We start from the raw sequence: 25,272 nt of genomic DNA on the forward strand, positions 1-25,272 counted from the left end.
GTGAGGCGCCCGCTCTGGCAGCGGCTTCTGGCATCCGGCGCGCTGGCGGGGATCCTGCTGGCCGGCGGCGCCTCTGCCTGGCTCGCCGGGGTTCGGGCCGGCGCGCCGCCCGCGCCGGTGATCGCGCTCTCGCCCGAGGTGCTGGACCGCGACGGCCGGCTGCTGCGCGCCTTCGCGCTTACCGATGGCCGCTGGCGGCTTGATCCCGGCCGGGTGGAGGTCGACCGGCGCTATGTCGAGATGCTGGTCGCCTATGAGGACCGGCGCTTCTACCAGCATGGCGGTGTCGATCCGCTGGCGGTGCTGCGCGCGGGCTGGCAGATGCTCAGCCATGGCCGCATCGTCTCCGGCGGCTCCACCCTGACCATGCAGGTGGCGCGGCTGCTGGCGCCGCGCGAGGGGCGCAGCTTCGCCGCCAAATTCGCCGAGATGCGCCGGGCGATCGAGCTGGAGGCGCGGCTTTCCAAGGTGGAAATCCTCAACCTCTATCTCGCGCTCGCGCCGTTCGGCGGCAATCTCGAAGGGGTGCGCGCGGCGAGCCTCGCCTGGTTCGGCAAGGAGCCGCGCCGCCTGAGCCTCGCCGAGGCCGCGCTGCTGGTCGCGCTGCCGCAATCGCCGGAGGCCCGCCGGCCGGACCGGCACCCGCAGGCCGCGGCCAAGGCGCGCGACAAGGTGCTCGCCCGCGTGGGGAGCGCGGGCCTTTTCGGCGCCGCGGAGGAGCAATTCGCCCGGCGCGCGGCCATTCCCGAGCGGCGGGCCGACATGCCGATGCTGGCGGCCCACGCCACGCAGAGCGCGCATCGCGAGCGCCCCGGTGCGCCGAGCCAGAAGCTCGCCATCGATCTTGCCATGCAGGCGCCCTTGGAAGCGCTGGCGCGCGAGCGGGTCCGCGACCTCGGCAAGGGCGTCTCGCTCGGCTTCGTGATGGTGGACAATGCCAGCGGGCAGGTGCTGGCCCGCGTGAGCGGCGCCGATCCGCTCGATGCCACGCGCGCCGGCGCGGTCGACCTGACGCGGGCACTGCGCTCGCCGGGCTCGACGCTGAAGCCCTTCATTTACGGCATGGCATTCGAGGACGGGATCGCCCACCCGGAAACGCTGATCGAGGACCGGCCGGTGCGCTTCGGCGCCTATCGCCCGCGCAATTTCGACCGCGAGTACCAGGGTACGGTCTCGGTCCGTCAGGCGCTGCAATTGTCGCTGAACGTGCCGGCGGTGGTGCTGTTGCAGGCGGTGGGTCCGCAGCGGCTGGCAAGCCGGCTGGAGGGCGGAGGCTTTTCGCTGCGCCTGCCACCGGGCGAGGTGCCGGGGTTGGCGGTGGGGCTCGGCGGGGTGGGCGTGACGCTGGAAGGGCTGGCTGGGCTCTATGCCGGCATCGCCAATGGCGGCCTCGCGCATCGTCTGGAAGCGCGTGCCGATGGCGCAAGCACCTCCGACGAGGGGCGCCGGCTGCTGAGCCCTGTGGCGTCGTGGTATCTCGCGCAGGCGCTGGCGGGCACGCCGCCGCCGCACAATGCGCGTGGAGGGCGGATCGCCTTCAAGACCGGCACGTCCTACGGCTATCGCGATGCCTGGGCGGTCGGGTTCGACGGCAAGCGCACGCTGGCGGTGTGGGTCGGGCGGCCGGACGGGCAGCCGGTTCCGGGCATGATCGGCCGGGAAGCCGCCGCGCCGCTGCTGTTCGAGGCGTTCGAGCGGCTGGGCTTGCGCCCGGCGCCGCTCGGTCCCGCGCCGCGCGGGGCGATCGCCGGACGGCAGAACGACCTGCCGCCGCCGCTGCGCCGTTTCGGCGCGGGCGTGGGGCAGGGAATCGGACAGGCGGGGCTGAGAATCGTGTTTCCGCCCGATGGAGCGGATCTTGAGCGCATGGCGGACGAGCCGCTGGCGCTGAAGGTCGATGGCGGGGTCGGCCCCTTCACCGTGCTGGTGGACGGTTTGCCGTCCAGCACCGGTTTCGGGGGCACCCAGCTATCCTGGCAACCGAGGGGCGCGGGATTTACGCGCCTGACGGTCATGGACGCTGCCGGCTACAGCGACAGCGTCAGCCTGCGTATTCGCTGAGGCGTGCTCTCATAAAGAGAGCAACGCGCCATAGCTCAACGGCCGTTGACGGCGACGCTGGCGATGTCCTGACGGGTGAGGCCACGGCGGGCCAGAGCGGCGTCGGACAGGCGGGACAGGGCTTCATAGCGCACCGCGATGCGACGGCCTTCGCCGAGAGCGTCGAAGAACGCGACAACGGCTTCAACAGCACGCGAGGTGAAGTCCGGGGACGAACGGTGGGACAGGGAAATGGTGCTCATCGGAGCCTCCTTGCATTCAGTATGCCAGCAATATAGCGACCTTGATGCGCTGCAAAAGATGGAATGCTGCATGGCAGCAATGAATCTGACGCATGGTGATGTCGGCAGAAGAGTTAAGGTATAAGGTGTTTAAATACCTCTATTGCTGCTATGTGGGCGATGTAGGTTAATTAATACCGTCAAAATCACCTTGAGTTGCAAATTTGAGGGGAGGGGGTGCGGTTTAGTCATGCCTCCAGCGCGTGCGCGTTTCAGCGCCATGCGCGGCAGGAGGGCAGTGTGCTCGCGTAAGGGAGGGAGGCGGTCCGGTCGCCGGCGCGCGGGTTTCCCACAGGCGGACGCGCGATCGGCGGGGCCATGAACGGAAGGGGCTTGATCTCCCGGCCGTAGATCGCTAGAGGAACGCCCCACAAACACCTTTTGGTGTCGCGCCGGCCCACGAAGCATTTCGTCTCCCGCCGCGCCGACCCGATTGGGGGATAGTTTAACGGTAGAACTGCGGACTCTGACTCCGTTAGTCCTGGTTCGAATCCAGGTCCCCCAGCCAAAATTACCGAAATTTATCATCGCATTATCTGGGTGCCCGCTTGAAGGACACCCCAGACCGCCGAGCATGAACCCGCATTGTACCCAGCGCCCTGCGGATCGCCGATCACTTGCCCTGTACCGTTCGGCGCAGAAGTGCGAGCAACATTTTCCAAGGCGCCCGGAGCTTTCGCCGCCACAGCTCAATCAAATTGATCGACATGCCCCCCATGCCGGGCTTCGCACTGAAGATTGGGTCGCCGGACTTCGCGACGTTTCTGCCGGCATCGAATCCTATTGGGACATCGGCAAGCATCAGGTCGAGACGCTGCTGGAAGACCAAAGCATATCGGCTTTGGACACACCGGTGTTCGTTAGGAAAGCCGGCCATGGGCAACTCGCCGAGAAGCGAGACGCCCATATTCTCCAAAAGCGGGCGGGACCAAGCCGCAACTTCGGCGGCGTTAGTATCCATTCGCTCAATAAAGTCATGGATCGTGTTAGCTACCCGTTCCAAGGTATTCTTGTGGATCGCGTCAAGCCTATCCATTGCCGACGATATGTGGACGGAGCTCTGTAACATTCCGCTTCGTGCAAGATCGAAAGTGATTTGCTTTAGAGCTGACTTCGCCTTGTGCCGAGATCTGTGTGTAATCGCAGATAGTGCGCGATCTAGATCGGCCTTGTTGGGCTGTCGGTAGGACATGGCTTTTCTCCGGTTGTCGAGGGTGCGCTTGGGCTACCTGCCAGACCGGGAAGATCGAAAAGACGTTTAAGAGCGCATCGTTATCCTGCTTGTGCTCGCCGCGCCTGTCAAATGGCTGCCCTTGGCCGAGGGTATCGGCCGGGGGCAGCAGTAGTCGACATGAGCAGGGCGGAGACCCTGCGGCGGCGTCGATCGCGAGTACAGCCCTGTGTCTCGCGTGTCGCGACTTATGCCGGCGGGCGCATGCGGCCTTCGCGATAGGCGGGGAGAACGCGCAGGGCGAATTCCACCAGACGGTCCTCGTCGCGCTCGCCCAGGCGGATCGCCTCGATCAGGGCCGAAGCCAGACGGGTGCGCGTGTCCTGGGCGTTGCTGCCGGAAGTCAGAGGCGCTGCGACCTTCTCGGTTCGGGTCATGCAGGCATCGAGCAGACGCACGGTCTCAGGATCAAGGCGGACGAAAGGCGACGGCATGAATCACTTCCCTGCGGCCATTCGCGGCCGGCGACGACCATGTAGGGGCGGCACGCGCCACGGCAAGGGTCCTTCCGTCGAACAAGACGCACGTTCGCGTGGGGGAGCGAGAGATGGCCGAGACGGTGCAACGATGACGGCGAGATGATGAGGCTCTTTGCCGGGCGGCTGGCCCGCTCCCGGTTTCCTCGCTTCCGGTTCGCGCCTCCCCATGGCCAACCCCCACCCCCTGCGTTATCTCTGGCGCGTGTCGAGTAACGCCCTGCCGGGCCTTTGCCGGAGATGCCGCGCCATGCGCACCGTCCTTCTCGTTCTCCCGCTCGCCCTGATGGCGGCGCCCGCGCTGGCCCAGACCATGCCAAACTCGCTCAACATGAGCTGCGCCAGCGCGCGCGAATTGGTGCGGCGGGAAGGCGCGGTGGTGATCGGCACCGGGCCGGTGATCTATGAGCGCTACGTGGCGAACCGGGGCTATTGCACGGTGGGCCAGCAGACCGAGCCGGCGTGGGTGCAGACCGCCGACCAGGCCGAATGCTATATCGGCAGCCGCTGCCGCGAGCACACCATCAAGAAGAAGCGCTGAGGCCTGCGCGGTTCAGAACAGGCGCTGTGCCATCAACAGCAGCTGCTGGGCCTGTTGTGTGGCGCCCGGCAGAGCGGCGCCGCGGTTCATGCGGCCCTGCGCCTCGGTGACGTTGTAATCATATTGCAGGATCAGCGAGAACGCGGGCAGTGGCGACCATACGATGTTGCCGCCGACATTGTAGTTGATGCCCGACGCCGCGCCGTAGCCCAGCGCCGCCGTCGCGTCATTCATGTCGACCCGGGCATAGCCGCCGAACAGGGTGCCTTGCCATTCGTCGTTCCAGTTGTGCAGCAACTGGGCGGTGAGGTTCCAGCCGGTCACGCGCGACAGCGAGCCGTCAGCGCCGAGATAGGCGTCCGGCGGGGCGAAGCTGCCGCTGGGGTCGATCAGGCCGAGATAGGACGTGGCACCGTCGCTATAGGCGGTCTGGAGATACAGCGTGTCGCCCGAGCCCAGTGCGGGCAGGTTGAACATGATGCCGGCCTGAACCGCGTAGCCCCACTCGTCCGACACCCCGCCCGCGACCGGCGTGCCGTCGACCGCGGTCGCGCCCACGCGGATCTGATGCAGCGCGCCGGAAAGCTGAAACTGCCCCCAGTCGCCGGTTGGGCCGATGGCCGCCACCAGATCGGGCACGTCGCTCTGCTGGACCAGGCTCGTGCCGCTGTGCGGATAGGCCATGCCCACGCCGGCGGCGCGCTGCGACGAATCCTCCAGCGAGACAGTGGCCGTCCAGCCATGGGAGAGGTCCCAGCGATAGGCGCCAAGCATGATCTGCTGCTGGTCGCCGATGGTCGCGGGGTCGGTGCCCAGCACGTTCTGGTTGGCGTAGAAGTCGAACATCGACTGGGTCTTGCCGACGGTGAAGCCGGCGAATTCGACATGGGCGTCCCAGATGTCGACGGCGGTGGCTGGCGGGCCGCTGCCCCATTCGGCCGCCCCGCGATATTGCAGGCGCAGTTCGGTATAGGAGCGGAGCGTGCCGTATTCCGTGGTGTCCCGTGCGTCCATCACCAGCCCGTAGGTGGCGATCGAATAGGTTTCGTCATCGGCCGGCGGATAGTCGGTGTAGCTGTTGTAATAGCCTTCCGCCCAGACATAGCCGCCGAGCCGCAGGCAGGTGTCGGTGCCGGGCACGAGATAGAAGCCGGCGCCCGTGCTGGTGCATTGCCGGACCTTGCCGGCCGTCCGGTCCTGTCCGGGCAGGTCGCCGGCGAAGGCCGCGCCGGGAAGGGCGGCCATGGCGGCGGCCAGCAGGGGGCCGCGAAGCGGAATCACCGATACCATCAAACCCTTATTACCCGTAAGCCGATCGCGTGTCAGTCTCGCCGTCCCTTCGATCGAGCGGGCCTGACGCCAAGGCCCATGCGCACCGCTCTTGTGCTTTAATGGATAAAACGTTCTCCGTGGTGGCCTTTCCGACAATGCACTATTCCGCCTATCTGCCCTGGGTGCTGGCGATCGGCCAGTTCGCGCTGCAGGCGATCTACGTCATGCGCGCGCTGCTGCGGCCGCATCGCGAACCGGCGTCGCGGCTGGCCTGGGTGGTGGTCATCCTGGTGGCGCCGGTGATCGGCGTGGTGGCCTATGTGCTGTTCGGCGACACCAATGTCGGGCGGCGGCGAATTGCCCGGCTGCGCGCGGCGCTGAAGCGCCTGCCCCCGCTCGGCAGTCTCGACGACAGCATCGCCGAGGCCGAGGTGCCCGAGCATTACACCGGGGTGTTCCGGGTGGGGCATTCGATCAGCGGCCACCCGCCGGTCGCGGGCAACACGGCGTCGCTGATGGCGGATTCGGCGGCGGGCATCGAGGCGATCGTCGCCGATATCGACGGCGCGCGGGAAAGCGTGCACCTGCTGTTCTACATCTGGCTGGCCGATGGCAGCGGGATCAAGGTCGCCGACGCGGTCAAGCGCGCCGCCGCGCGCGGCGTCGCCTGCCGGATCATGGCGGATGATCTCGGTTCGCGCGCCTTCATCAATTCGGTGCACTGGAAGGAAATGGAGCTGGCCGGCGCGAAGCTCGCCCGCGCGCTGCCGATCGGCTTTCCGCTGTCGCGCCCGTTCAAGGGCCGCATCGACATGCGCAACCACCGCAAGATCGTGGTGATCGACAACGCCGTCACCTATTGCGGCAGCCAGAACTGCGCGGATGCCGCCTTCGCCATCAAGGCGAAATTCGCCCCCTGGGTCGACATTCTGGTGCGGCTGGAAGGCCCGGTGGTGCGGCAGAACCAGCATCTCTTCGCCAGCGACTGGATGGCCCATGTCAACGAGGATTTGAGCGGGCTGCTGCGCCGCCCGATGGCGACCCCGAGTGGCGGCTTTCCCGCGCAGGTGATCGGCACGGGGGCGGCGGTACGCTATTCCGCCATGCCGGAAATCTTCGTCTCGCTGATGAACGCGGCGCGGCGCGAACTGGTGATCACCACGCCCTATTACGTGCCGGACGAACCGATCCAGGCCGCGCTGTGCTCGGCTGCCCGGCGCGGTGTGGCGACCACCATCATCTTTCCCCAGCGCAATGATTCGTGGATCGTGGCGGCGGCGAGCCATTCCTACTACCGGGAACTGCTCGATGCCGGCGTGCGCATCCACGAATATGTCGGCGGGCTGCTGCACACCAAGTCGGTGACGGTGGATGGCGAGACCGCGCTGTTCGGCTCGGCGAACATGGACCGGCGCTCCTTCGAGCTGAACTCGGAGAACAACATCCTGTGCTACGACGAGGCGTTCACCGGCGTGCTGCGCGAGCGCCAGCAACACTATCTCGACCGTTCCGAGGAAGTGCTGGCCGAGCATGTCGACGGCTGGAGCCGCCGGCGCAGGCTGTGGAACAACACCATCGCAATGCTCGGCCCGGTGCTCTGAGACGCCGGTCCGCTCCTGCCGCCGGGCGGAACTGCGCCAAAGCGCATTGCGCCGACGCTCGCGAATGCTACATTTCACATCGAGTGTTGAATAATACGAGCCCGGAATCGCCCTGTGCGGGCCGGGTGGACGGCTTCGGCCGGGGATTTCAGAAATGGTCGACGAGGCCGATACGCCGTCGGGAAGTCCGGCGGCCGGGGAGCGGGTGGCTTCATTGCCGCCTCGCGACGAGCGCGCGCATGCGCAGGGGCAGCCGAGCCATGCCCGCGGCCGCCCGTGGCGCGGGCGGCGGAGCTATCCGCCTGCCGCCGGCGGACGTCCCTATGCCGAGGAGGGCTGCTATGCCGCCCTTGATCTCGGCACCAATAATTGCCGCCTGCTGATCGCCCGCCCCACCGCCACCGGCTTTCGCGTGGTGGACGCGTTTTCGCGGATCGTGCGGCTCGGTGAGGGGCTGATCGGCTCGGGCCGGCTGGGCGATGCGGCGATGGCACGGGCGATCGACGCGCTGAGCGTGTGCTCCGCCAAGATCGGGGCGCGGCGCATCGCCGATGGCCGGCTGATCGCGACCGAGGCGTGCCGCTCTGCCGCCAATGGCGACGAGTTCATCGCCCGCGTCGAGCGCGAGACCGGGCTGAAGCTGGAAATCGTGGACCGCGAGACCGAGGCGCGGCTGGCGGCGGCCGGCTGCACGCCGCTGGTGGACCCGACCTCGGACGGCGCCGTGCTGTTCGATATCGGCGGCGGCTCCACCGAGGTGGTGTGGCTCGACCGTGTGGAGACCTGCGACGTCGGCCCGCCCGCCGCGGTGATCCGCGCCTGGGTCTCGGTGCCGCTGGGCGTGGTCACGGTGGCCGAGCGCCATGGCGGCGTGCAGGTGACGCGCGACGATTTCGAGGCGATGGTCAACGAGTTCCGCCCCCATCTCGACGGCTTCGTCGCGGCGGTGGGGCCGCATAATTGCGGGCGGCTGCATCTGCTCGGCACCTCCGGCACGGTGACGACCATTGCCGGCGTGCATCTCGACCTCCCGCGCTACGACCGCTCGCAGGTCGACGGCACCTGGCTCGACGCCGAGCAGGTGCGCGTGGTGGTCGACCGGCTGTTGGCCATGCCGTTTTCCGAGCGCGCGGCCAATCCCTGCATCGGCGCCGAGCGTGCCGATCTGGTGCTGGCCGGCTGCGCGATACTCGAAGCCGTGCGCCGCGCCTTTCCTTGCGACCGGCTGCGCGTGGCCGACCGGGGCCTGCGCGAGGGCATATTGGTGGAACTGATGCGCGCCGACCGTGTGTGGCGCGAGACGGCCGAGGCATAGGCGTGAGCGAGAAGAAGACACCCGGCAAGCAGCAGGGCGCCGCCGCCACCACGGAGGCGCGCCCGCTAAAGGTGCGGCTCAGGAAGGCGCGCTCGCTGTCCAATTCCTCGCAGAAATGGCTGCAACGCCAGCTCAACGACCCTTATGTCGCTCGTGCGAAGCGTGAAGGCTGGCGCTCGCGCGCGGCCTTCAAGCTGATCGAGATCGACGACAAGGTGAAGATCCTCAAGCCCGGGCTTCGGGTGGTGGATCTGGGTGCGGCGCCGGGCGGCTGGAGCCAGGTCGCGGCGCAGCGCGTGAAGTCCGAGGACGGTCCCGGCAAGGTGGTCGCCATCGATCTTCTTGAGGTCGAGCCGATTTCCGGCGTGCAGTTCGAGCAGCTCGACTTCCTCAAGGACGACGCGCCGGCGCGGCTGATGGAGATGCTCGGCGGGCCGGCCGACGTGGTGATGAGCGACATGGCGGCGAACACCACCGGCCACAAGGCGACCGACCATCTGCGCATTGTCGGGCTGGTGGAACTCGCCATCGATTTCGCCCGGCAGGTGCTGGCGCCGGGCGGCGCCTTCGTTGCCAAGGTGTTCCAGGGCGGCACCGAGGGCGCGCTGCTGGCGGACATGAAGCGCGATTTCACCACGGTGAAACATGTGAAGCCGCAGGCCAGCCGTCAGGATTCCGCCGAGCTTTATGTAGTGGCGACTGGGTTTCGCGGGCGGGCCGAGTAGGACGCCCCCTTAGGCCGCCGAACCCATCTCGCCCGGCGGCTCGGCCGGGGCGGCAGGCTTCTCGCGGCGGCGGGCCAGCGCCGCGCCGGCATCTTCCGGCAGGCGCAGGAAGAAGAACACCGAGCACACCGCGATCAGCGCCACCACGGTGAAGGCGACGTTGAAATCGGACAGATGGATGGTGCCGTCGCCGCGCCAGCGGCGCGTGCCGTCGAGCACCAGCGCGGCCACCGCCACCCCGGTCGAAATCGAAACCTGCTGCGCCACGCTGGCAAAGCTGGTGGCCCGGCTCATCGCCTCGTTGGAAATGTCCGCATAGGACAGCGCATTGGTGGAGGTGAACTGCAGCGAGCGGAAGAAGCCGCCGAGCAGCAGGATCGCGACCATCGCCAGATAGGGCATGCCGGGCCGGAAGAGGGCGCCCGCAGCGATGAAGGCGCTGGCGATGACGCAGTTCACCACCAGCACGCGCCGGAAACCGAAGGTGCGGATGATCGGCGCGGCGGTGAACTTCATGGTCATCGCGCCGGCGGCGGCTGCGAAGGTGATCATGCCCGAGGCAAACGGCGAGAGCCCGAAGCCGAGCTGGAGCATCAGCGGCAGCAGGAACGGCAGCGCGCCGATGCCGATGCGGAACAGCGAGGCGCCGACCACACCCGCGAAGAAGGTCGGTATCTTCAACAGCGCGAGGTCGAGAATCGGCCGGTCGGTGACGCGGGCATGGCCGATATAGAAATACATCGCCACCGCGCCCACCGCGATCACGGCGAAGGCGATCCAACTCGCCACGGCGTGCTGGCCCAGCAGCGCGAAGCCGAAGACGAGGCCGGCGAGGCCAACGCCGGACAGTGCCATTCCCTTGAAATCGAAAGGCGGGAGGTTCTCCTCCCGTATGTCCGGAATGAAGCGGGTGGCGAGCAGCACGCCGATCAGCCCGATCGGTATGTTGAGGAAGAAAATGTAGCGCCAGTCGAAATAGGTGGTGATGAAGCCGCCGAGCGGCGGGCCGATCACCGGGCCCATCAGCGCGGGAATGGTGAGCCAGGCCAGCGCCGAGACGATGTCCTCCTTGGGGACGGTGCGCAGGATGACGAGGCGCCCGACCGGCACCATCATCGCCCCGCCCATGCCCTGAAGGATCCGGTAGAGCACAAAGTCCGGCAGGGAATGGGCGAGGCCGCACAGCAATGAGCCGGTGGTGAAGATGACGATGGCGGCGCGGAACACGGTGCGCGAGCCGAAGCGGTCGGCGAACCAGCCGCTGGCCGGAATGAACACCGCGAGGCTCAGCAGATAGGACGTCAGGGCCAGCTTGAGCGAGATCGGATCTTCGTGAAGATCGGCGGCGATCGCCGGTAACGAGGTGGCGATTACGGTTGAATCGAGCTGTTCCATGAACAGCGCGCAGGCGACGATGAGGGGGACAAGACGTTCTGTGCGCACGGCGTCATCCGTTCCGGCCGAATCCTTGGCGGCATACTGCCGGCGAGGTCGCGACGTCTATAACCTGTTCGGCGGGAAACCGGCGAGAGGGCAGAATCACAAGATTTCGTAATCGCCGCCTGCTCTCCCGGCGTCATTTGCAAGCCGCGCGCGACGCACAGCGGCATTGCGCGCGGCACAGCACGAGAAGCCTAGGAAAGCGCGTGGGGCCATGGTATGAGCCCTCGCCAACTCGAAGAGAGCGGGCGACATCTTGCGTCCCCTTCGCTTCGTCCATCCATCCATTGGGCTTCAGCGGGGCGTGTCGCTCCGCCGCCCTCAAATCGGGAGTTGGCGATGCCGGTGCTCGACGGCCTCGCGCGGGAAGCGCTCACCTTCGACGACGTTCTCCTCAAGCCGGGCCTTTCCGACACGATGCCGGGGCAGGCGGATATCCGCTCGCGCGTCACGCGCTCGATCCTGCTCAATCTGCCGATCCTGTCCTCGGCGATGGACACCGTGACCGAGGCGCCGATGGCGATCGCACTGGCGCAGGCCGGCGGGCTCGGCGTCATTCACCGCAACCTCGATCCCGAGGTGCAGGCCGAGCATGTGCGGCAGGTGAAGAAGTTCGAGAGCGGCATGGTGGTGAACCCCGTCACCATCCATCCCGACCAGACGCTGGCCGACGCGCTGGCGCTGATGAAGCTGCATTCCATCTCCGGCATTCCGGTGGTCGAGCGCGGTCCGAACGGCCGTGGCGGCAAGCTGGTGGGCATCCTCACCAACCGCGACGTGCGCTTCGCCAACAATCCCGGCCAACCCGTCTCCGAGCTGATGACCAAGGATCGCCTGGTCACCGTGCAGGACGGCGTCGCGCAGGCCGAGGCTAAGCGGCTGCTGCATCAATACCGCATCGAGAAGCTGCTGGTGGTGGATGAGGATTACCGCTGCGTCGGCCTGATCACCGTCAAGGACATGGAAAAGGCGGTCACCCATCCGAACGCCACCAAGGACGAGCAGGGGCGCCTGCGCGTCGCCGCCGCCACCACGGTCGGCGATGACGGCTTCCGCCGCGCCGAGCTGCTGGTTGATGCCGGCGTCGACCTCGTGGTGGTCGATACCGCCCACGGCCATTCGCGCAAGGTTCTCGATCAGGTGAGCCGCATCAAGCAGCTCTCCAACAAGGTGCAGATTCTCGCCGGCAACGTCGCGACCGGCGAGGGCGCCCGCGCGCTGATCGATTCCGGCGCCGACGCGGTGAAGGTCGGCATCGGGCCGGGCTCGATCTGCACCACCCGCATCGTGGCCGGCGTCGGCGTGCCCCAGCTCACCGCGATCCTCGACGCGGTGGAGGAGGCGCGCAAGAGCGACACGCCGGTGATCGCCGACGGCGGCATCAAGTTCTCCGGCGACCTCGCCAAGGCGCTGGCGGCGGGCGCGGAATGCGCCATGATCGGCTCGCTGCTGGCCGGCACCGACGAAAGCCCCGGCGAGGTCTACCTGTATCAGGGCCGCTCCTATAAGTCGTATCGCGGCATGGGCTCGGTGGGCGCCATGGCGCGCGGCTCGGCCGACCGCTATTTCCAGGCCGAGGTGAAGGACACGCTGAAGCTGGTGCCGGAAGGCATCGAGGGCCAGGTTCCCTATAAGGGCCCGGCTTCGGGGGTGCTGCACCAGCTCGCCGGCGGCCTGCGCGCCGCGATGGGCTATGTCGGCGGCGCCACGCTGGAGGAGTTCCGCGACAAGGCGCAGTTCGTGCGCATTTCCGGCGCCGGCCTGCGCGAGAGCCATGTCCATGACGTGATCATCACCCGCGAGAGCCCGAACTATCCCTCGCGGACCTGAGCCGTTTCATCGTCCCGCCGGCGCCGGGTTTGCCCCGTGCCGGCGGGTTTCGCGTTCCGGGTTGATCGGGGAGACCGTGCCGTGAGCGTCGCCGCCATCCTGCTGCCGGTATTCGTGCTGGTGTTTCTGGCCTTTGCGCTGCTCCTCCTGCTCGGCGGGCGGCGCAAGGCCGCGCTCGCCGCTGGCGAGGTCGACCGCGAGCTCGCCCCGCTCGACGACCGGGCATGGCCCGCTAATGTGCGGCAGGCCAGCAACGCCTTCCGCAACCAGTTCGAGCTGCCGGTGCTGTTCTACCTGGTGGTGACGCTCGCATTGGTGACCCGCAAGGCCGATATCGGCTTTGTGGTGCTGTCCTGGATTTTCGTCCTGTCTCGGTTCTGCCAGGCCTTTGTGCACGTCACCTCGAACGAGGTGCGCTGGCGGTTCCTGTCTTATGCCATCGGTTTCGGCGCGCTTGTGCTGATGTGGGTGCTGTTCGCGCTCTCCATCCTGCTCGCGCCCGTGATCCCGTGACTTTCGCGGCCCGTCCTGGGGCCGCCCCTGAAGGTGCTTGAATGACCCCCGCCGCCCGGCTTTCCGCCGCCATCGATGTGATCGCCACCCTGCTCGCCGAGCGCCGCCCGGCCGCGGACGTGCTGAAAGACTGGGGCCGCAGCCACCGTTTCGCGGGCTCCGGGGACCGGGCCGCCATCTCCTCGCTGGTCTATGACGTGCTGCGCCGCCGCGCCTCCGCCGGCTGGCTGATGGGTGCCGACGAGGCGCGCGCGCTGGTGCTGGGCACGCTCAAGCTCGCGCGGGGCATGGAGGCCGACGCGATCGCGAACCTGTGCGACGGCTCGCGTTTCGCCCCGGCGCCCTTGAGCGAGCGCGAGGCCGAGCGCCTCGCCGCCGGTTCGCTGGAAGGCGCGCCCGCTCATGTCGAGGGCGATTACCCCGAATGGCTCGACGCCTCGCTGGCGGCGGTGTTCGGCGAGGAGCGTGCGCTGGAAGGCGTGGCGCTGGCTGAGCGCGCGCCGCTCGACCTGCGCGTCAACACGCTCAAGGCCGACCGGGACAAGGCCTTGCAGGCGCTGGCCCATCTCGGCGCGACGCCGGGTGCGTGGTCGCCGCTCGCCCTGCGCATCGCGCTGGAGGCCGACGGCAAGGCGCCCGCGCTGACCGCCGAGCCGGCTTATGTGAAGGGGCAGGTGGAAATCCAGGACGAGGGCTCGCAGATCGCCGCCATCCTCGCCGCGCCGCCCCGCGGCGGGCAGGTGCTGGACCTGTGCGCCGGCGGTGGCGGCAAGACGCTGGAATTCGCCAGCCTGATGGACAATGCCGGCCAGCTCTACGCCTTTGACGACGACATACGCCGCCTCGCCCCGATCCATGAGCGGCTCCAGCGCGCCGGCGCCCGCAATGTGCAGGTGCGCTCGCCCAGGGGCCCGGCCGATGTGCTGAGCGACCTTGAGGGACGCATGGACCTCGTGCTGGTCGACGCGCCCTGCACCGGCACCGGCACCTGGCGCCGCAACCCGGACGCCAAATGGCGGATGCGCCCCGGCGCGCTTGTCGAGCGCATCAAGGACCAGACTGAGATCCTCGACACCGCCGCCCGCTATGTGAAGCCGGGCGGCCGGCTCGCCTATGTCACCTGCTCGCTGCTCGACGAGGAGAATGGCGCGCAGATACGCGGCTTTTTCGGCCGGCAGCCGGATTTCCGCATCATTCCGCCCGCGGAGACGGTGCTGGCGCTCGGCGAGCGCGGCATCCTGCTGCGGCAGGCGGCGCTGGCGCGCGAGGAGGGGCTGCTGCTCACCCCGCGCCGCACCGGAACCGACGGCTTCTTCATCGCCGTGATGGCACGTTCATGAGCGGGCGGGCGGCGATACCCGGCGCGACACCGGCCTCAGGGCCGCTTGACGCAGCTGCGCTTGCGCGGGACATCGCTACCATTGCCGCCGACCAGCTTCTTGATCTGGCCGGCCGGACAGCTGCCGTCGTCGACATAGACCACCTTGAGATAGGGCAGCTTGCCGGCGGGCGGTTCGGCTTTGAGAATATCGGTTGCGCCGGCCGTCGCGACCGTCGCGACGAGCAGGCCGAAGGCGACAGGAACGGGCTTCATCGCACACTCCGAAGGCAGCAACGACAAGGCTTCTGGGGTCTAAGGGGAGGGCCTCGGGCCGACTTTAGTCGCCGGTATTATTATGCGTCAAGCGCCGTTCGCACCTGCCGAACCGGCTGCGCCGCTTTACCCCATCGCCGTCTCTCACTAAAAGATTTGCGCCATGACACACGCCGCCATCACTGACACCGCCGAGGCCGTCGAAGCTGCCGAGCACGACACCATCCTCATCATCGACTTCGGCAGCCAGGTGACGCAGCTCATCGCGCGCCGGGTGCGCGAGGAGGGGGTGTATTCGGAGATCGTGCCGTTCCAGAGCGCGGCGGAGGCGGTGCGGCGGCTCAAGCCGGTCGGCATCATCTTCTCCGGCGGTCCGGCCTCGGTGCTCGACGCTGGGAGCCCGCGCGCGCCGCAGGAAGCCTTCGATGCCGGCGTGCCGATCCTTGCCATCTGCTACGGCCAGCAGACCTGCGCGCTGCAGCTCGGCGGCGAGGTCGAGGGCGGCCATGCCGCAGAATTCGGCCGTGCCGAGGTGACGATCCACAAGGCGAGCGCGCTGTATGACGGGGTGTGGGACGTCGGCGGCCACTATCCGGTGTGGATGAGCCATGGCGACCGCGTGACCCGCCTGCCGGAAGGCTTCGAAGTCGTGGCGACATCCGAGAACGCGCCCTTCGCCATTGCGGTGAATGAGGGCCGGCGCATCTACACCACCATGTTCCACCCGGAAGTGGTGCACACCCCGCATGGCGCGGCGCTGCTGCGCAACTTCGTGCGCAGAATTTCAGGTGCCAGCGGCGATTGGGGCATGAAGGCCTATCGCGACGAATCGATCCGCCGCATTCGCGAGCAGGTCGGCTCGGAGAAGGTAATCTGCGGGCTGTCCGGCGGCGTGGATTCATCCGTCGCGGCGGTGCTGATCCATGAGGCGATCGGCGACCAGCTCACCTGCGTGTTCGTGGACCATGGCCTGCTGCGCCTCGGCGAGGCCGAGCGCGTTGTGACGCTGTTCCGCGACGCCTACAACATTCCGCTGGTCCATGTGGATGCCTCCGAGATGTTCCTCGGCGCGCTGGAAGGCGTGACCGACCCGGAGGTGAAGCGCAAGACCATCGGCAAGCTGTTCATCGACGTGTTCGAGGACGAGGCGAAGAAGATCGGCGGCGCGGCCTTCCTGGCGCAGGGCACGCTCTATCCCGACGTGATCGAGAGCGTGAGCTTCACCGGCGGGCCGTCGGTGACCATCAAGAGCCACCACAATGTCGGCGGCCTGCCCGAGCGCATGAACATGAAGCTCGTCGAGCCGCTGCGCGAATTGTTCAAGGACGAAGTGCGCGCGCTCGGCCGCGAGCTCGGCCTGCCGGAAGTGTTCGTCGGCCGCCACCCGTTCCCCGGGCCGGGCCTCGCCATACGCTGCCCCGGCGAGATCACCCGCGAGAAGCTGGATATCCTGCGCCTCGCCGACGAGATTTACCTGGAGGAAATCCGCCGCGGCGGGCTTTATGATGAGATCTGGCAGGCTTTCGCGGTCATCCTTCCGGTGAAGACCGTGGGCGTGATGGGCGACTTCCGCACCTACGACTATGTGGTGGGCCTGCGCGCGGTGACCTCGGTCGACGGCATGACGGCGGATTTTTACCCGTTCGACATGTCCTTCCTCGGCCGCGTGGCGACGCGGATCGTCAACGAGGTGAAGGGGGTGAACCGCGTGGTCTACGACGTGACCAGCAAGCCGCCGGGGACGATCGAGTGGGAGTGAACTAGGGTGGTTTCAGACCATCCCGTGCCGTCCCAGAAATCGCACGAACACTCTGACTGATAACGATTATTTTTCCCACCCCGTATGGCTGCATGTCACCCCAGCCTGGCCACTTTGTTGGTAGCGATGTTGGTATGGCGCAGGATGGTCGAGAAACGGGCTTTCGCTACCAACAGACCCTTTGTTGGTATCCGTTCGCCCCCCGACCGGATGCAGATTTATGGGCGATCTCACTGATAAAGAACTGAAAAATCTCAAGCCGAGGGCCAAACTCTACAAGGTGACGGACCGCGACGGGATGCACGCCGCTGTCACGCCGACCGGAGTCATTTCGTTTCGGTATCAGTATCGGGTGAACGGGCGGCAGGAGATCTTGACCATCGGCCGTTATAGCGCCGAGGCGGCGCGGACGCTGACGCGAGCGCCCGACGTGTTGGAATACGGAATGGATGTGTCGCTTGCTGAGGCGAGGATGCTGCTGGCGCGCGCCAGGCGTCAGGTCGAGCGGGGGGAGTCGCCGTCGAAGGCCAAGGTGGAGAAGCGCACCGCGTTAGCCGAAGCATACACCTTCGGCGGTTGGGCGGAAGCATATTTCAAGCACAAGGCCGATCCCAAGTCGGGCGCCGAAAGACTCGCCGACAGCACGCTAGCGATGCGCCGCTCCGTCTATGATCGCGCCATCGCGGGAAGCTTGTTGAAGCTAAAGTTGGAAGAGGTGACGCCGCATCGTCTCAAGCACCTGTGCGACGAGGTCAAAGAGAAACGAGGGCCGGCCGTCGCCGTGCATGTCCGCGAGGTCGTGTTGCTGGTGTTCCGCCACGCCCAGGCATGTGGGTTGGATGTGAGCAATCCAGCCGAGTCGATACGCACCAGCGCCATCGCCACGTTTGAGCCGCGCGAGCGCGCCCTATCGCCGTCCGAAGTTCGCGCATTCCTGACGGCGTTGGATCACGTGGCAGCGGCGCCAACGCTGCGCTCAGCGGTGAAGTTTGTTCTGCTAACGGGAGTCCGCAAGTCGGAGTTCATTGACGCCACATGGAAGGAAATCGACTTTGCCGCCGCGCGCTGGACGATCCCGGCCGAGCGTATGAAGGCTGGCAAGACGCATGTTGTCCCGCTGAGCGATCAGGCGCTCGACATTCTGACGGCCTTCCGCACCATGTTCGGCGTCAGCCGATACCTGCATCCTGGCCGGTACGACGGCGATATGCCCATAAGCAACGCCACGCTCAATCGCGTGATCGATGCGGCTGTGGAGCGTATCCGCAAGGATGACCCGGACTTTGAAAGCCTTGGCGTTCACGACCTGCGCCGCACCTTTTCGACAGGCCTCAACCGAGCCAAGTTCGACGATCGCTGGATCGAGATGAGCATGGCTCACGCGCCTCGGAACCGGATCGCGGCTGTCTACAACGTCAACCGTTACTTGGCCGAGCGGAAGATCATGCTTCAGTGCTGGGCCGACATGCTCGATGCCTGGGTGAAGGGCGAGTCTGCCAGAGAGTTGATCGCCGACGCGAAGCAGCGCGCCGCGGAGATTCACGACGACGAGCTGGACGACGATCTCTGAACTAGACGTGGCTGGCGCGCCTTCTCTCCGTCGACACCGCTGGTGGCCGCCAGCCGGCAGGGTTGGCGATCCAACAATCGATATCGGATTCGTGCCAACCCGAGCCGTTCATGCTGATTTTAAGCTGGGGTGGGAACGTGCCCTCGGCAATCTTGCGGTAGATGGTAGAGCGGCTGAGTCCGGTGCGGGCGAGAACGGTTCTCAGACGGACGATACGGTCTGGTACGAGCATGGTTGCGCTGCCTCCTGCTGGATGCCTTTGACATTGCAGAGACAAGACAGAGCGAGGATTTGTCGTTGTGCAATAGATAATTAGCGATCGTAGTAGACTGGCGTAGTGGAGGATAAAAATAAGTAGTTCTGCAGGTCGAAAACCCTTCATCTGCTGAAGGCGATGGGTGGTTGAACGTTATTCCTAGAAATAGACTGTGACTCATCTCATCGCGCATCGCCGACCGCGCGGACCTGTAGCTGGACACGTGGCTCGCCCAACGCTGGCGTTGGCTGGCTTGGCCGAGTTCCCGCAGAACTCCACGAAGTTGTCGGCACGGGGGCCGGACGAGGTGATGCCTCCGTAGCTCAGCTCGATAGAGCGTTGCCCTCCGAAGGCGGTAGTCAAGTCCAGCGAAGGCTGAAGGTGTTGGTAAAAGGTATTGATTTAACAATGGCTTGAGCGAATATCGGGTTTGCTCTTCAAGAAGCCAAAAAACTCGCGTAAGCATGACGTAAGCACCTCGCGAACGGTATGCACCCGTAGCTCAGCTGGATAGAGCGCCGCCCTCCGAAGGCGGAGGCCAGAGGTTCGAATCCTCTCGGGTGCGCCATTTTCTCTATAAAAATCAAAGCATTACCAGATCTCTCTTTTTGGGAGATGCTGCTTACGCGGCGAATCCACGTAAGCAGGGACGCTCATTTATCTTTCTATAACAATATCTTGTGCCTGATTCTGCTCTGCCTTCATCTCAGGCGAGCACCTCGGCGCCACTGTGTTCGCGATTACGGCTGCACGCCTTTGTAAGCCAGACCAGTAGCCACCAGTGGGTCTTGTGAGGCTCCGCGCTTGGACAGAGGCCAGATATGGGGAAAGCTTTCCACCTGGTCGGCACTGGCGTTGCCAACGCACCCGCTTCAGCGGGGAGACCCCCAGGCTGTGCAGAAACTCAGCGAGGACGCAATGCGGCGGCGATGACGAGAACCGAATAGAGCGGGGTTCTCAGCCCCGCGACATCAGCGCTCCGGCCCCGAAGGCGTTCGAAGCGCGGATAATGTTGAATGCCAGGATCGAGAGGGCAGCTTCGGCTTTCACCCGCCGCAAGCCGCGGGTCAGGAAGCGGCCTCCGCCAGACATTCGCTTGATGGTGCCGAAGGGATGCTCCACCGTGCAGCGCCGGATCGTCATGAGATCAGGGTTCTCGTGAACCCGACGTTCCATCCGATCAAGCGCGCCCTGCTTGGCCTGCTGCCGGTTTCGTGGACACCGAGATAAGGTGTTCAACGGGACTGGAGAGCGGGAATGCAACGACGGAGGTTCAGCCGCGAGTTCAAGCTTGAGGCTGTGAGGTTGGTGAAGGATCGGGGCGTTGCCGTTGCGCAGGCTGCCCGCGACCTGGATGTCCACGAGAACGTGCTGCGTAAATGGATCCGCGAGGCGAAGACGGATCCTCAGCATGCCTTTCCCGGCCATGGTCAGATGAAGCCCGAGCAACTCGAGATTGACCGGCTGCGCAGGGAAGTGGCCAAGCTGAGGGCGGAGCGCGACATCCTAAAAAAGGCCGCAGCCTTCTTCGCGAGGGAAGCGATATGAAGTTCGCCTTCATCGCGAAGCACCGGAATATCTGGCCGGTGGCATGGCTATGCGACGCTCTGGACGTCTCACGGTCGGGCTTTCATGCCTGGCTCAATCGCAGCCCCAGTGCGCATGCCCGGCATGATGACGTGCTCGCGACGGCGGTCGACCGGAGCTTCAAGAGCAGCGATCGGACCTATGGTGCACGACGGGTCTGGCACGATGTGCTGGCGGAAGGGCTCTCCTGCGGGCTGCATCGGGTTGAACGGATCATGCGGGAGCGTGGGTTGCGAGCCCGGCCGCGCCGTCGTGGGTTGCCGAAGGATGTCGGCGTGCGGGCAGCCGCGTCTGACAATCTGCTCGACCGCGCCTTCGAGGCCTCGGCCCCGAACCAGAAATGGGTGGCGGACTTCACCTATATCTGGACCGCGGAGGGCTGGCTCTACGTTGCCGCCGTCGTCGACCTGTTCTCACGACGTGTCGTCGGCTGGGCGATGAAGGCAGAGATGACGGCGCAGCTCGTCACCGATGCCCTCATTATGGCGATCTGGCGCCGCGGCAAGCCGGACAGCCTGCTGCATCACTCCGACCAGGGCAGCCAATATACGAGCGAGCAGTTCCAGCGACTGATGGCTGACCACGGCATCACCTGCTCGATGAGCCGATCGGGCAACGTCTGGGACAATGCTGCGATGGAGAGCTTCTTCTCGTCGCTGAAAACCGAGCGGACAGCCCGCAAGGTCTACAGGACGAGGGATGATGCCAGGGCCGACGTGTTCGACTACATCGAGCGCTTCTACAATCGCCGGCGCAGGCACTCGACATTGGGCTATCTCAGCCCCGTCGAGTTCGAGGAGCGAGCTAAATTAGCTTAACCTCGTGTCCACAGAACCGGCAGCAGGCCAAAGCACTGGCGCGACGTGCCCGAGCGCTCATGGCGCTGGAAGAATTTCTCCCCCGCCGAGATCGCCTGCCGAGGTACCGGCAAGCTGCTCGTCAACGAACCGGCACTCGACAAGCTGCAGGCGCTGCGCCACCGGCTCGGCAAGCCGCTGATCGTGCGCTCAGCCTATCGCAGCCCCGGGCACAATCGCGCCGTCGGCGGCGCGACCCGCTCGAAACACATGGAGGGCGCCGCCTTCGACATCGCCATGGCGAACCACGACCCGGTGGCCTTCGAGGCCGCGGCGCGCGAGGTCGGGTTCCTCGGCTTCGGCTTCTATCCCCGCTCGGGCTTCATGCACATCGATCTCGGTCCCGCTCGGCAATGGGGCGAGCGTTTCCCGGTGCGGGCGGTGCCCTTCGCTGCCGAAACCCCGCCTGCGCGCGAGGTCCTGGCCGACAGCCGCACGATGAAGGGGGCGGCGCAGCTGGCGTGGCCACGCTGGGTGTCGCGGGTGTCGAGGTGGCGCAGAGCGTCCTCGCCGAGACCCAGACCGCCATCCTGCCGCTTGTGCCTTATCTCGATACCCTGCGCTGGGTGTTCATCGCCGTCGCGCTCGGTGGCATCGCGGTCACCATCTATGCCCGCCTCGACGACTGGCGCCGGGGGCGGCGGTGATCGCCGCCCTTCTGACCGGGTGGGCCGCCAGCCCGTGGACGCGGGCGGCGCTGCGCTACGGCGCCATCGTCCTCGCCGTGCTCCTGTTCCTGCTGTCGCTTCGGCGGTCCGGCGAGCGAGCGGGACGCCTCGCCGAACGCCGTGATACAACGGAGAAGGCCAATGACGTCCAACGCCAGATGCTGGAAGCGGCGGCTCGCCGTCCTCGCGACCACCGCGAGCTTGCTGAACGGCTGCGGGACGGTTCGTTCTGAGCATGGCAGGCTCGCGACTTGCCCGCCCGTGGTCGAGTATGGCCGGGAGTTCCAGGCGCGGGCAGCCGAGGAACTGGCCCGGCTACCGGAGGGGTCGGCTATCGCGGAGATGCTGGCGGACTATTCCGTGATACGGGAGCAGATACGGGCGTGCACTTGGTAAACCGAGAAATATAGTTATCTTGATGTTGACCCTACTGAACCTTTAGCCCTGCCCATCTGACCATGACACTCCCGGCCAGCATGCTCGCTCCAATCGCAAGAAGGAGGGGGCCGGCGAACTCGTTGGCGACAATGCCCGATGCCGAAGAAACCGACAGCAGCATCAGGCTGAATTCTCCTCCGTGGGCCAGGATGATCCCAGTGCGCAATGAGGTCTGAAGCGACTCGCCGAATAGTCGGGCGACGACCAGAACAATCAGCGTCTTGCCCACGAGAAGAACGACAAGCCAGATCAGCACGACAGGCCATGCAGAAGGAATGATCCAAAGTGGCAATTGCGTTCCGATGCCGATAAAGAAAATCCCGACAAACAAATCGCGGAAGGGCCTAATCTCGTTCTCGACAGCATGGCGCGCGTCGCCTTCGCCGATGATCATGCCAGCCGCGAATGCGGCGAGTGCCGGAGAAAGGCCGGCGGTGGCCGCGACAATCGCAGACCCGAGCGCAATGGTGAGCGCGAGGAGTTGGGCAAGTTCCGGATCGCCACGCGACGCTACCCAACGGGCAAGCAACTGCAACGGGAAACGGGCAATGAACAGAGCTGCAACCAATGCCGTAGCACCGGCGACGACCGTTATCACGCCATACCCTTCTGCGGCTCCACTCATCGCATCATGCAGAAGCAGAAACGCGACAGCTGCCAGGTCCTGAAACAGAAGCACTGCAATGGCGAGGCGCCCTTGGGCCGATCCTAGAGCGTTCACGCTTGCGAGCACCTTGAGGCACATGGCCGTGGACGACATGGCAACGGCCCCGCCGATGAGGATTGCGGGGAGGGGCGCGAGATCGAAGATCAGGCTCGCTACCAACGACACCGTTATCGTCGTGACTGCAACCTGCACGGTTCCAAGACCGAAGACATGCTTCCTGAGCGTTACGAGCTTCTCGAACGAGAATTCCAGGCCAAGCGCGAACAGCAGGAGTATCACGCCAATCTCGCCAACGCTGCTCAGGGCAGCGCTTTCGGCAATCAGGCCGAGGCCGGCGGGTCCGATGACTATACCGGCAAGAATGTAACCGACGATGCCGGGCACGCCGATCCGTGAACATATTGTCACGAACACGAACGCGGCACCGACCAACAAGGCCGCACTTTCGACAAATCCGGTCACGCCGTGCATGTTCTTCTCCTGATGGCATGGCGCAGGAAAGGCCATTACCCGCAATTTCTAGACGTGAGAGCGCGCCCATTGCGCCATCTGGGCGGCAGACATCGCGCCGCTCTGGCGCGCGATCTCCTTGCCGCCTTTGAACAGGATCATGGTGGGAATGCCGCGTATCCCGTAACGGCCGGCGATCTGCTGTTCGGCTTCCGTATCGAGCTTACCAAGGCGGAAATTTGGTTCGAGCGACTGCGCCGCCGCCTCGAACTGGGGCGCCATCATCTTGCATGGCCCGCACCACTCGGCCCAGAAATCGACCAGCAAGGGCAGTTCGGCATTCGCATGACGGTCAAAATTAGCCGCTGTAAGCGTGACGGGCCTGCCTTGAAAGAGAGGCGCGCCGCAGCGTCCGCAATTGGGATTGTCGGTCAGGCGCTCTTGCGGCACTCTGTTGGTGGAATTGCACTGCGGGCAAGCGACCGTGGGCATCCTGTATCCTCTCGTTGACGAGCCGGTCTTGGCGGCCGGCTGATGCAAGCATTCAGCGCGTGGACATGGCGCGGCGCGCCTCTCGCTGCCGCGGCTCGGGCAGGTATTCCACGCCGCCGCCCTGGCGACGAACCGGCTGCGGATAGAGCGTCATCAGCTCCAGTATTTCCTTGGGCATGTCCGTTCCAACGGGCAGGCCCATGTCGCGGGCCTCATCGGCAGAAATGGGATAGTCGTGGGTCCAGGTGCCCGTCGCCAGCTTCGCCGCCACGGACGCCGCGCGGTTCTCGTCCATCTTGTCCGACAGCAGACGCTTCGCGAATGCCTCGATCTGCGCAATGGCCTTGCGACCGACATCGGCCATGATCAGGGTCTGGTCGTCGATCTCGGCGATGGGTTTCTCCTCGACGACCTTGATGAGCGAGGCAGCAGGCAACTGGCCAAGTTGCGGATCTACGGGTCCCAGCACGGAATGTTCACACATCACGATCTCGTCGGCAGCGAGTGCGATCAGCGTGCCACCGGACATCGCGTAATGTGGCACGAACACTGTGACCTTGCCCTTGTGTCCCTGAATGGCGCGGGCGATCTGTGTTGCCGCCAGCACAAGGCCACCCGGTGTGTGCAGCACGATGTCGAGCGGCACTTCGTCGACGGTCATCTGGATCGCGCGCAGCACTTCCTCCGAGTCGTTGACGTCGATGTAACGCATCAGGGGGAAACCCAGCAGGTTCATGGTCTCCTGCCGATGAATCAGCAGAATGACGCGACTGGCGCGTTTCTTCTCGATCTGGCCGATCTTGCGTGTGCGCATCGCCTCAAGATAGCGGCGCTGGAGAACCGGCTGCAGCGCCGAAATGATGAAGAACAGCCAGAAAAGCTGCATTATGTCCATGGACCTTGTCCCCCTTCCCGTCGGCCATCCGGCAGAAAGCCATAGATGCCCTCGTCGCGATAATAATGGCGATAGGTGGCTGCCCGCCTTCGCAGGAGTGGCGTGACAATCCAACCGGCGAGAAACCCGCCGATATGCGCCCACCAGGCGATCCCGCCCGTGGCCTGATCGCCGCCGAGCGACAGAAAGCCGGGAATGACCTGCATGAAGAACCAGATCATTGCGAAAATGAACGCGCGCACTTCGAAGAACAGCGGAATGAACAGAATCGGCACGATCACCACCAGCCGAGCCGCCGGAAACATGCGTGCGTAGCAACCGATCACGCCCGCGATCGCCCCCGATGCGCCAAGCGCGGGAACGACCGAGTCGGGGTTCGCCAGGGCATGAGCCAGTCCGGCCGCCACACCACAGAACAGATAGAACAGCGTGAATCGACCCGGTCCGAGCCGATCTTCGACGGCGGGGCCGAAGATCCAGAGCGTCCACATGTTCAGGATGAGGTGCAGCCAGCCCCCGTGCAGGAAGATATTGGTCAGGAATGGGGTCCAGTCGGACGGGGCGACGAGGCTTAGCTGTCCGAAGAAGCGCGAGGGCACCAGCGCGAACTCGAACAGGAACCGATCCAGCACGCGCGGAGGCAGGCTGGTCTGATAGAGGAACGCGAGGACGCTCATGCCGATGACCGCCCATACGATGACGGGCGGGTAGCGGCGCGCGACGCTGTCAAGATAGGGAAACAAGCGGCAAATC

25 protein-coding genes, 2 tRNA genes and 1 pseudogene are annotated in these 25,272 nt (G+C 65.6%); 16 read left to right on the forward strand and 12 right to left on the reverse strand.

Annotated elements, in window-relative coordinates:
• On the forward strand, positions 1–2,061 hold the full coding sequence (pbpC, locus tag VRZ77_RS08800; RefSeq protein ID WP_414592296.1) for a penicillin-binding protein 1C: 2,061 nt from the start codon (positions 1–3) through the stop codon (positions 2,059–2,061).
• 35 nt (positions 2,062–2,096) lie between these two features.
• On the opposite strand, the gene VRZ77_RS08805 is transcribed toward pbpC, so the two are convergent.
• On the reverse strand, positions 2,097–2,303 hold the full coding sequence (locus tag VRZ77_RS08805) for a DUF1127 domain-containing protein (protein WP_414592297.1): 207 nt from the start codon (positions 2,301–2,303) through the stop codon (positions 2,097–2,099).
• Positions 2,304–2,776: 473 nt separating this feature from the next.
• Here VRZ77_RS08805 and VRZ77_RS08810 point away from each other — a divergent pair.
• Positions 2,777–2,850, forward strand: a tRNA-Gln gene (locus VRZ77_RS08810).
• Positions 2,851–2,955: 105 nt separating this feature from the next.
• On the opposite strand, the gene VRZ77_RS08815 is transcribed toward VRZ77_RS08810, so the two are convergent.
• Positions 2,956–3,534, reverse strand: a complete 579-nt coding sequence (locus VRZ77_RS08815) for a hypothetical protein (RefSeq protein WP_414592298.1) — start codon at positions 3,532–3,534, stop codon at positions 2,956–2,958.
• Positions 3,535–3,761: 227 nt separating this feature from the next.
• A complete protein-coding gene (locus VRZ77_RS08820; protein ID WP_414592299.1) occupies positions 3,762–4,007 on the reverse strand; it encodes a hypothetical protein in 246 nt (81 codons plus the stop codon).
• 292 nt (positions 4,008–4,299) lie between these two features.
• On the opposite strand from VRZ77_RS08820, the gene VRZ77_RS08825 reads away from it, so the two are divergent.
• Complete coding sequence (locus VRZ77_RS08825) at positions 4,300–4,590, forward strand: hypothetical protein (RefSeq protein WP_414592300.1); 291 nt, start codon at positions 4,300–4,302, stop codon at positions 4,588–4,590.
• Between the two features lie 12 nt (positions 4,591–4,602).
• Here the strand turns inward: VRZ77_RS08825 and VRZ77_RS08830 are convergent, their stop codons facing one another.
• A complete protein-coding gene (locus tag VRZ77_RS08830; protein WP_414592301.1) occupies positions 4,603–5,880 on the reverse strand; it encodes a porin in 1,278 nt (425 codons plus the stop codon).
• A gap of 101 nt (positions 5,881–5,981) precedes the next feature.
• On the opposite strand from VRZ77_RS08830, the gene cls reads away from it, so the two are divergent.
• The 3 genes from cls (at position 5,982) to VRZ77_RS08845 (ending at position 9,503) form a co-directional block, all read left to right on the forward strand.
• Positions 5,982–7,463, forward strand: coding sequence for a cardiolipin synthase (cls, locus tag VRZ77_RS08835; RefSeq protein ID WP_414592302.1), 1,482 nt, complete (start codon positions 5,982–5,984; stop codon positions 7,461–7,463).
• A gap of 154 nt (positions 7,464–7,617) precedes the next feature.
• Positions 7,618–8,778, forward strand: a complete 1,161-nt coding sequence (locus tag VRZ77_RS08840; protein ID WP_414592303.1) for a Ppx/GppA phosphatase family protein — start codon at positions 7,618–7,620, stop codon at positions 8,776–8,778.
• A gap of 2 nt (positions 8,779–8,780) precedes the next feature.
• On the forward strand, positions 8,781–9,503 hold the full coding sequence (locus tag VRZ77_RS08845; protein WP_414592304.1) for an RlmE family RNA methyltransferase: 723 nt from the start codon (positions 8,781–8,783) through the stop codon (positions 9,501–9,503).
• 9 nt (positions 9,504–9,512) lie between these two features.
• Here VRZ77_RS08845 and VRZ77_RS08850 read toward each other — a convergent pair whose 3' ends face one another.
• Positions 9,513–10,946: a DHA2 family efflux MFS transporter permease subunit gene (locus VRZ77_RS08850; RefSeq protein ID WP_414592305.1), complete on the reverse strand. Its 1,434-nt coding sequence runs from the start codon at positions 10,944–10,946 to the stop codon at positions 9,513–9,515.
• Positions 10,947–11,282: 336 nt separating this feature from the next.
• Here VRZ77_RS08850 and guaB point away from each other — a divergent pair, with 336 nt between their 5' ends.
• The 3 genes from guaB to VRZ77_RS08865 all read left to right on the forward strand — a co-directional run bounded on the left by guaB (position 11,283) and on the right by VRZ77_RS08865 (position 14,626).
• Positions 11,283–12,773 carry an IMP dehydrogenase gene (gene guaB, locus VRZ77_RS08855; RefSeq protein ID WP_414592306.1) on the forward strand — a complete coding sequence of 497 codons (1,491 nt, stop codon included), beginning with the start codon at positions 11,283–11,285 and terminating at the stop codon, positions 12,771–12,773.
• 81 nt (positions 12,774–12,854) lie between these two features.
• Entirely contained in the window at positions 12,855–13,286 is a 432-nt protein-coding gene (locus VRZ77_RS08860; RefSeq protein ID WP_414592307.1) for an MAPEG family protein, read from the forward strand.
• A gap of 41 nt (positions 13,287–13,327) precedes the next feature.
• Positions 13,328–14,626, forward strand: coding sequence for an RsmB/NOP family class I SAM-dependent RNA methyltransferase (locus VRZ77_RS08865; protein ID WP_414592308.1), 1,299 nt, complete (start codon positions 13,328–13,330; stop codon positions 14,624–14,626).
• Between the two features lie 35 nt (positions 14,627–14,661).
• Here VRZ77_RS08865 and VRZ77_RS08870 read toward each other — a convergent pair whose 3' ends face one another.
• Entirely contained in the window at positions 14,662–14,880 is a 219-nt protein-coding gene (locus VRZ77_RS08870) for a DUF6719 family protein (RefSeq protein WP_414592309.1), read from the reverse strand.
• A gap of 163 nt (positions 14,881–15,043) precedes the next feature.
• Between VRZ77_RS08870 and guaA the strand changes: the two genes are divergently transcribed.
• A complete protein-coding gene (guaA, locus tag VRZ77_RS08875) occupies positions 15,044–16,639 on the forward strand; it encodes a glutamine-hydrolyzing GMP synthase (RefSeq protein WP_414592310.1) in 1,596 nt (531 codons plus the stop codon).
• 220 nt (positions 16,640–16,859) lie between these two features.
• On the forward strand, positions 16,860–18,209 hold the full coding sequence (locus VRZ77_RS08880; protein WP_414592311.1) for a tyrosine-type recombinase/integrase: 1,350 nt from the start codon (positions 16,860–16,862) through the stop codon (positions 18,207–18,209).
• A 1-nt stretch (position 18,210) separates the two neighbouring features.
• Here VRZ77_RS08880 and VRZ77_RS08885 read toward each other — a convergent pair whose 3' ends face one another.
• Positions 18,211–18,441: a helix-turn-helix transcriptional regulator gene (locus VRZ77_RS08885; RefSeq protein ID WP_414592312.1), complete on the reverse strand. Its 231-nt coding sequence runs from the start codon at positions 18,439–18,441 to the stop codon at positions 18,211–18,213.
• A gap of 515 nt (positions 18,442–18,956) precedes the next feature.
• Between VRZ77_RS08885 and VRZ77_RS08890 the strand changes: the two genes are divergently transcribed.
• A tRNA-Arg gene (locus tag VRZ77_RS08890) sits at positions 18,957–19,033 on the forward strand.
• Between the two features lie 389 nt (positions 19,034–19,422).
• On the opposite strand, the gene VRZ77_RS08895 is transcribed toward VRZ77_RS08890, so the two are convergent.
• A complete protein-coding gene (locus tag VRZ77_RS08895) occupies positions 19,423–19,827 on the reverse strand; it encodes a transposase (RefSeq protein WP_414592313.1) in 405 nt (134 codons plus the stop codon).
• Here VRZ77_RS08895 and VRZ77_RS08900 point away from each other — a divergent pair.
• From VRZ77_RS08900 to VRZ77_RS08915, 4 genes and pseudogenes are all read left to right on the forward strand, one after another.
• A protein-coding gene (locus VRZ77_RS08900; RefSeq protein WP_332119739.1) for an IS3 family transposase occupies positions 19,723–20,870 on the forward strand; the annotation gives its coding sequence in 2 pieces (ribosomal slippage) (positions 19,723–19,972 and positions 19,972–20,870; 1,149 coding nt in all). The two genes, VRZ77_RS08895 and VRZ77_RS08900, sit on opposite strands and share 105 nt — an antisense overlap.
• A gap of 45 nt (positions 20,871–20,915) precedes the next feature.
• A pseudogene (locus VRZ77_RS08905) lies at positions 20,916–21,254 on the forward strand (D-Ala-D-Ala carboxypeptidase family metallohydrolase); the annotation flags it as partial.
• Positions 21,255–21,370: 116 nt separating this feature from the next.
• Positions 21,371–21,556 carry a hypothetical protein gene (locus tag VRZ77_RS08910; protein ID WP_332119738.1) on the forward strand — a complete coding sequence of 62 codons (186 nt, stop codon included), beginning with the start codon at positions 21,371–21,373 and terminating at the stop codon, positions 21,554–21,556.
• Positions 21,553–21,810 (forward strand): hypothetical protein, encoded by a 258-nt coding sequence (locus tag VRZ77_RS08915; protein ID WP_332119737.1) that lies wholly within the window; start codon positions 21,553–21,555, stop codon positions 21,808–21,810. The genes VRZ77_RS08910 and VRZ77_RS08915 overlap by 4 nt, the downstream gene beginning before the upstream one ends.
• 194 nt (positions 21,811–22,004) lie before the next feature.
• On the opposite strand, the gene VRZ77_RS08920 is transcribed toward VRZ77_RS08915, so the two are convergent.
• The 4 genes from VRZ77_RS08920 to VRZ77_RS08935 are packed head-to-tail and all read right to left on the reverse strand — an operon-like array spanning position 22,005 to position 25,262.
• Positions 22,005–23,153, reverse strand: coding sequence for a cation:proton antiporter (locus VRZ77_RS08920; protein WP_414592314.1), 1,149 nt, complete (start codon positions 23,151–23,153; stop codon positions 22,005–22,007).
• 48 nt (positions 23,154–23,201) lie between these two features.
• Positions 23,202–23,624, reverse strand: coding sequence for a thioredoxin TrxC (trxC, locus tag VRZ77_RS08925; RefSeq protein WP_314231217.1), 423 nt, complete (start codon positions 23,622–23,624; stop codon positions 23,202–23,204).
• Positions 23,625–23,676: 52 nt separating this feature from the next.
• A complete protein-coding gene (locus VRZ77_RS08930; RefSeq protein WP_332119735.1) occupies positions 23,677–24,519 on the reverse strand; it encodes an SDH family Clp fold serine proteinase in 843 nt (280 codons plus the stop codon).
• Entirely contained in the window at positions 24,510–25,262 is a 753-nt protein-coding gene (locus VRZ77_RS08935; protein WP_332119734.1) for a rhomboid family intramembrane serine protease, read from the reverse strand. The genes VRZ77_RS08930 and VRZ77_RS08935 overlap by 10 nt, the downstream gene beginning before the upstream one ends.
• Positions 25,263–25,272: the final 10 nt, after the last annotated feature.

The sequence above is a fragment of the Ancylobacter sp. G4_0304 genome, assembly GCF_047501495.1.
Taxonomy (GTDB): domain Bacteria; phylum Pseudomonadota; class Alphaproteobacteria; order Rhizobiales; family Xanthobacteraceae; genus Ancylobacter.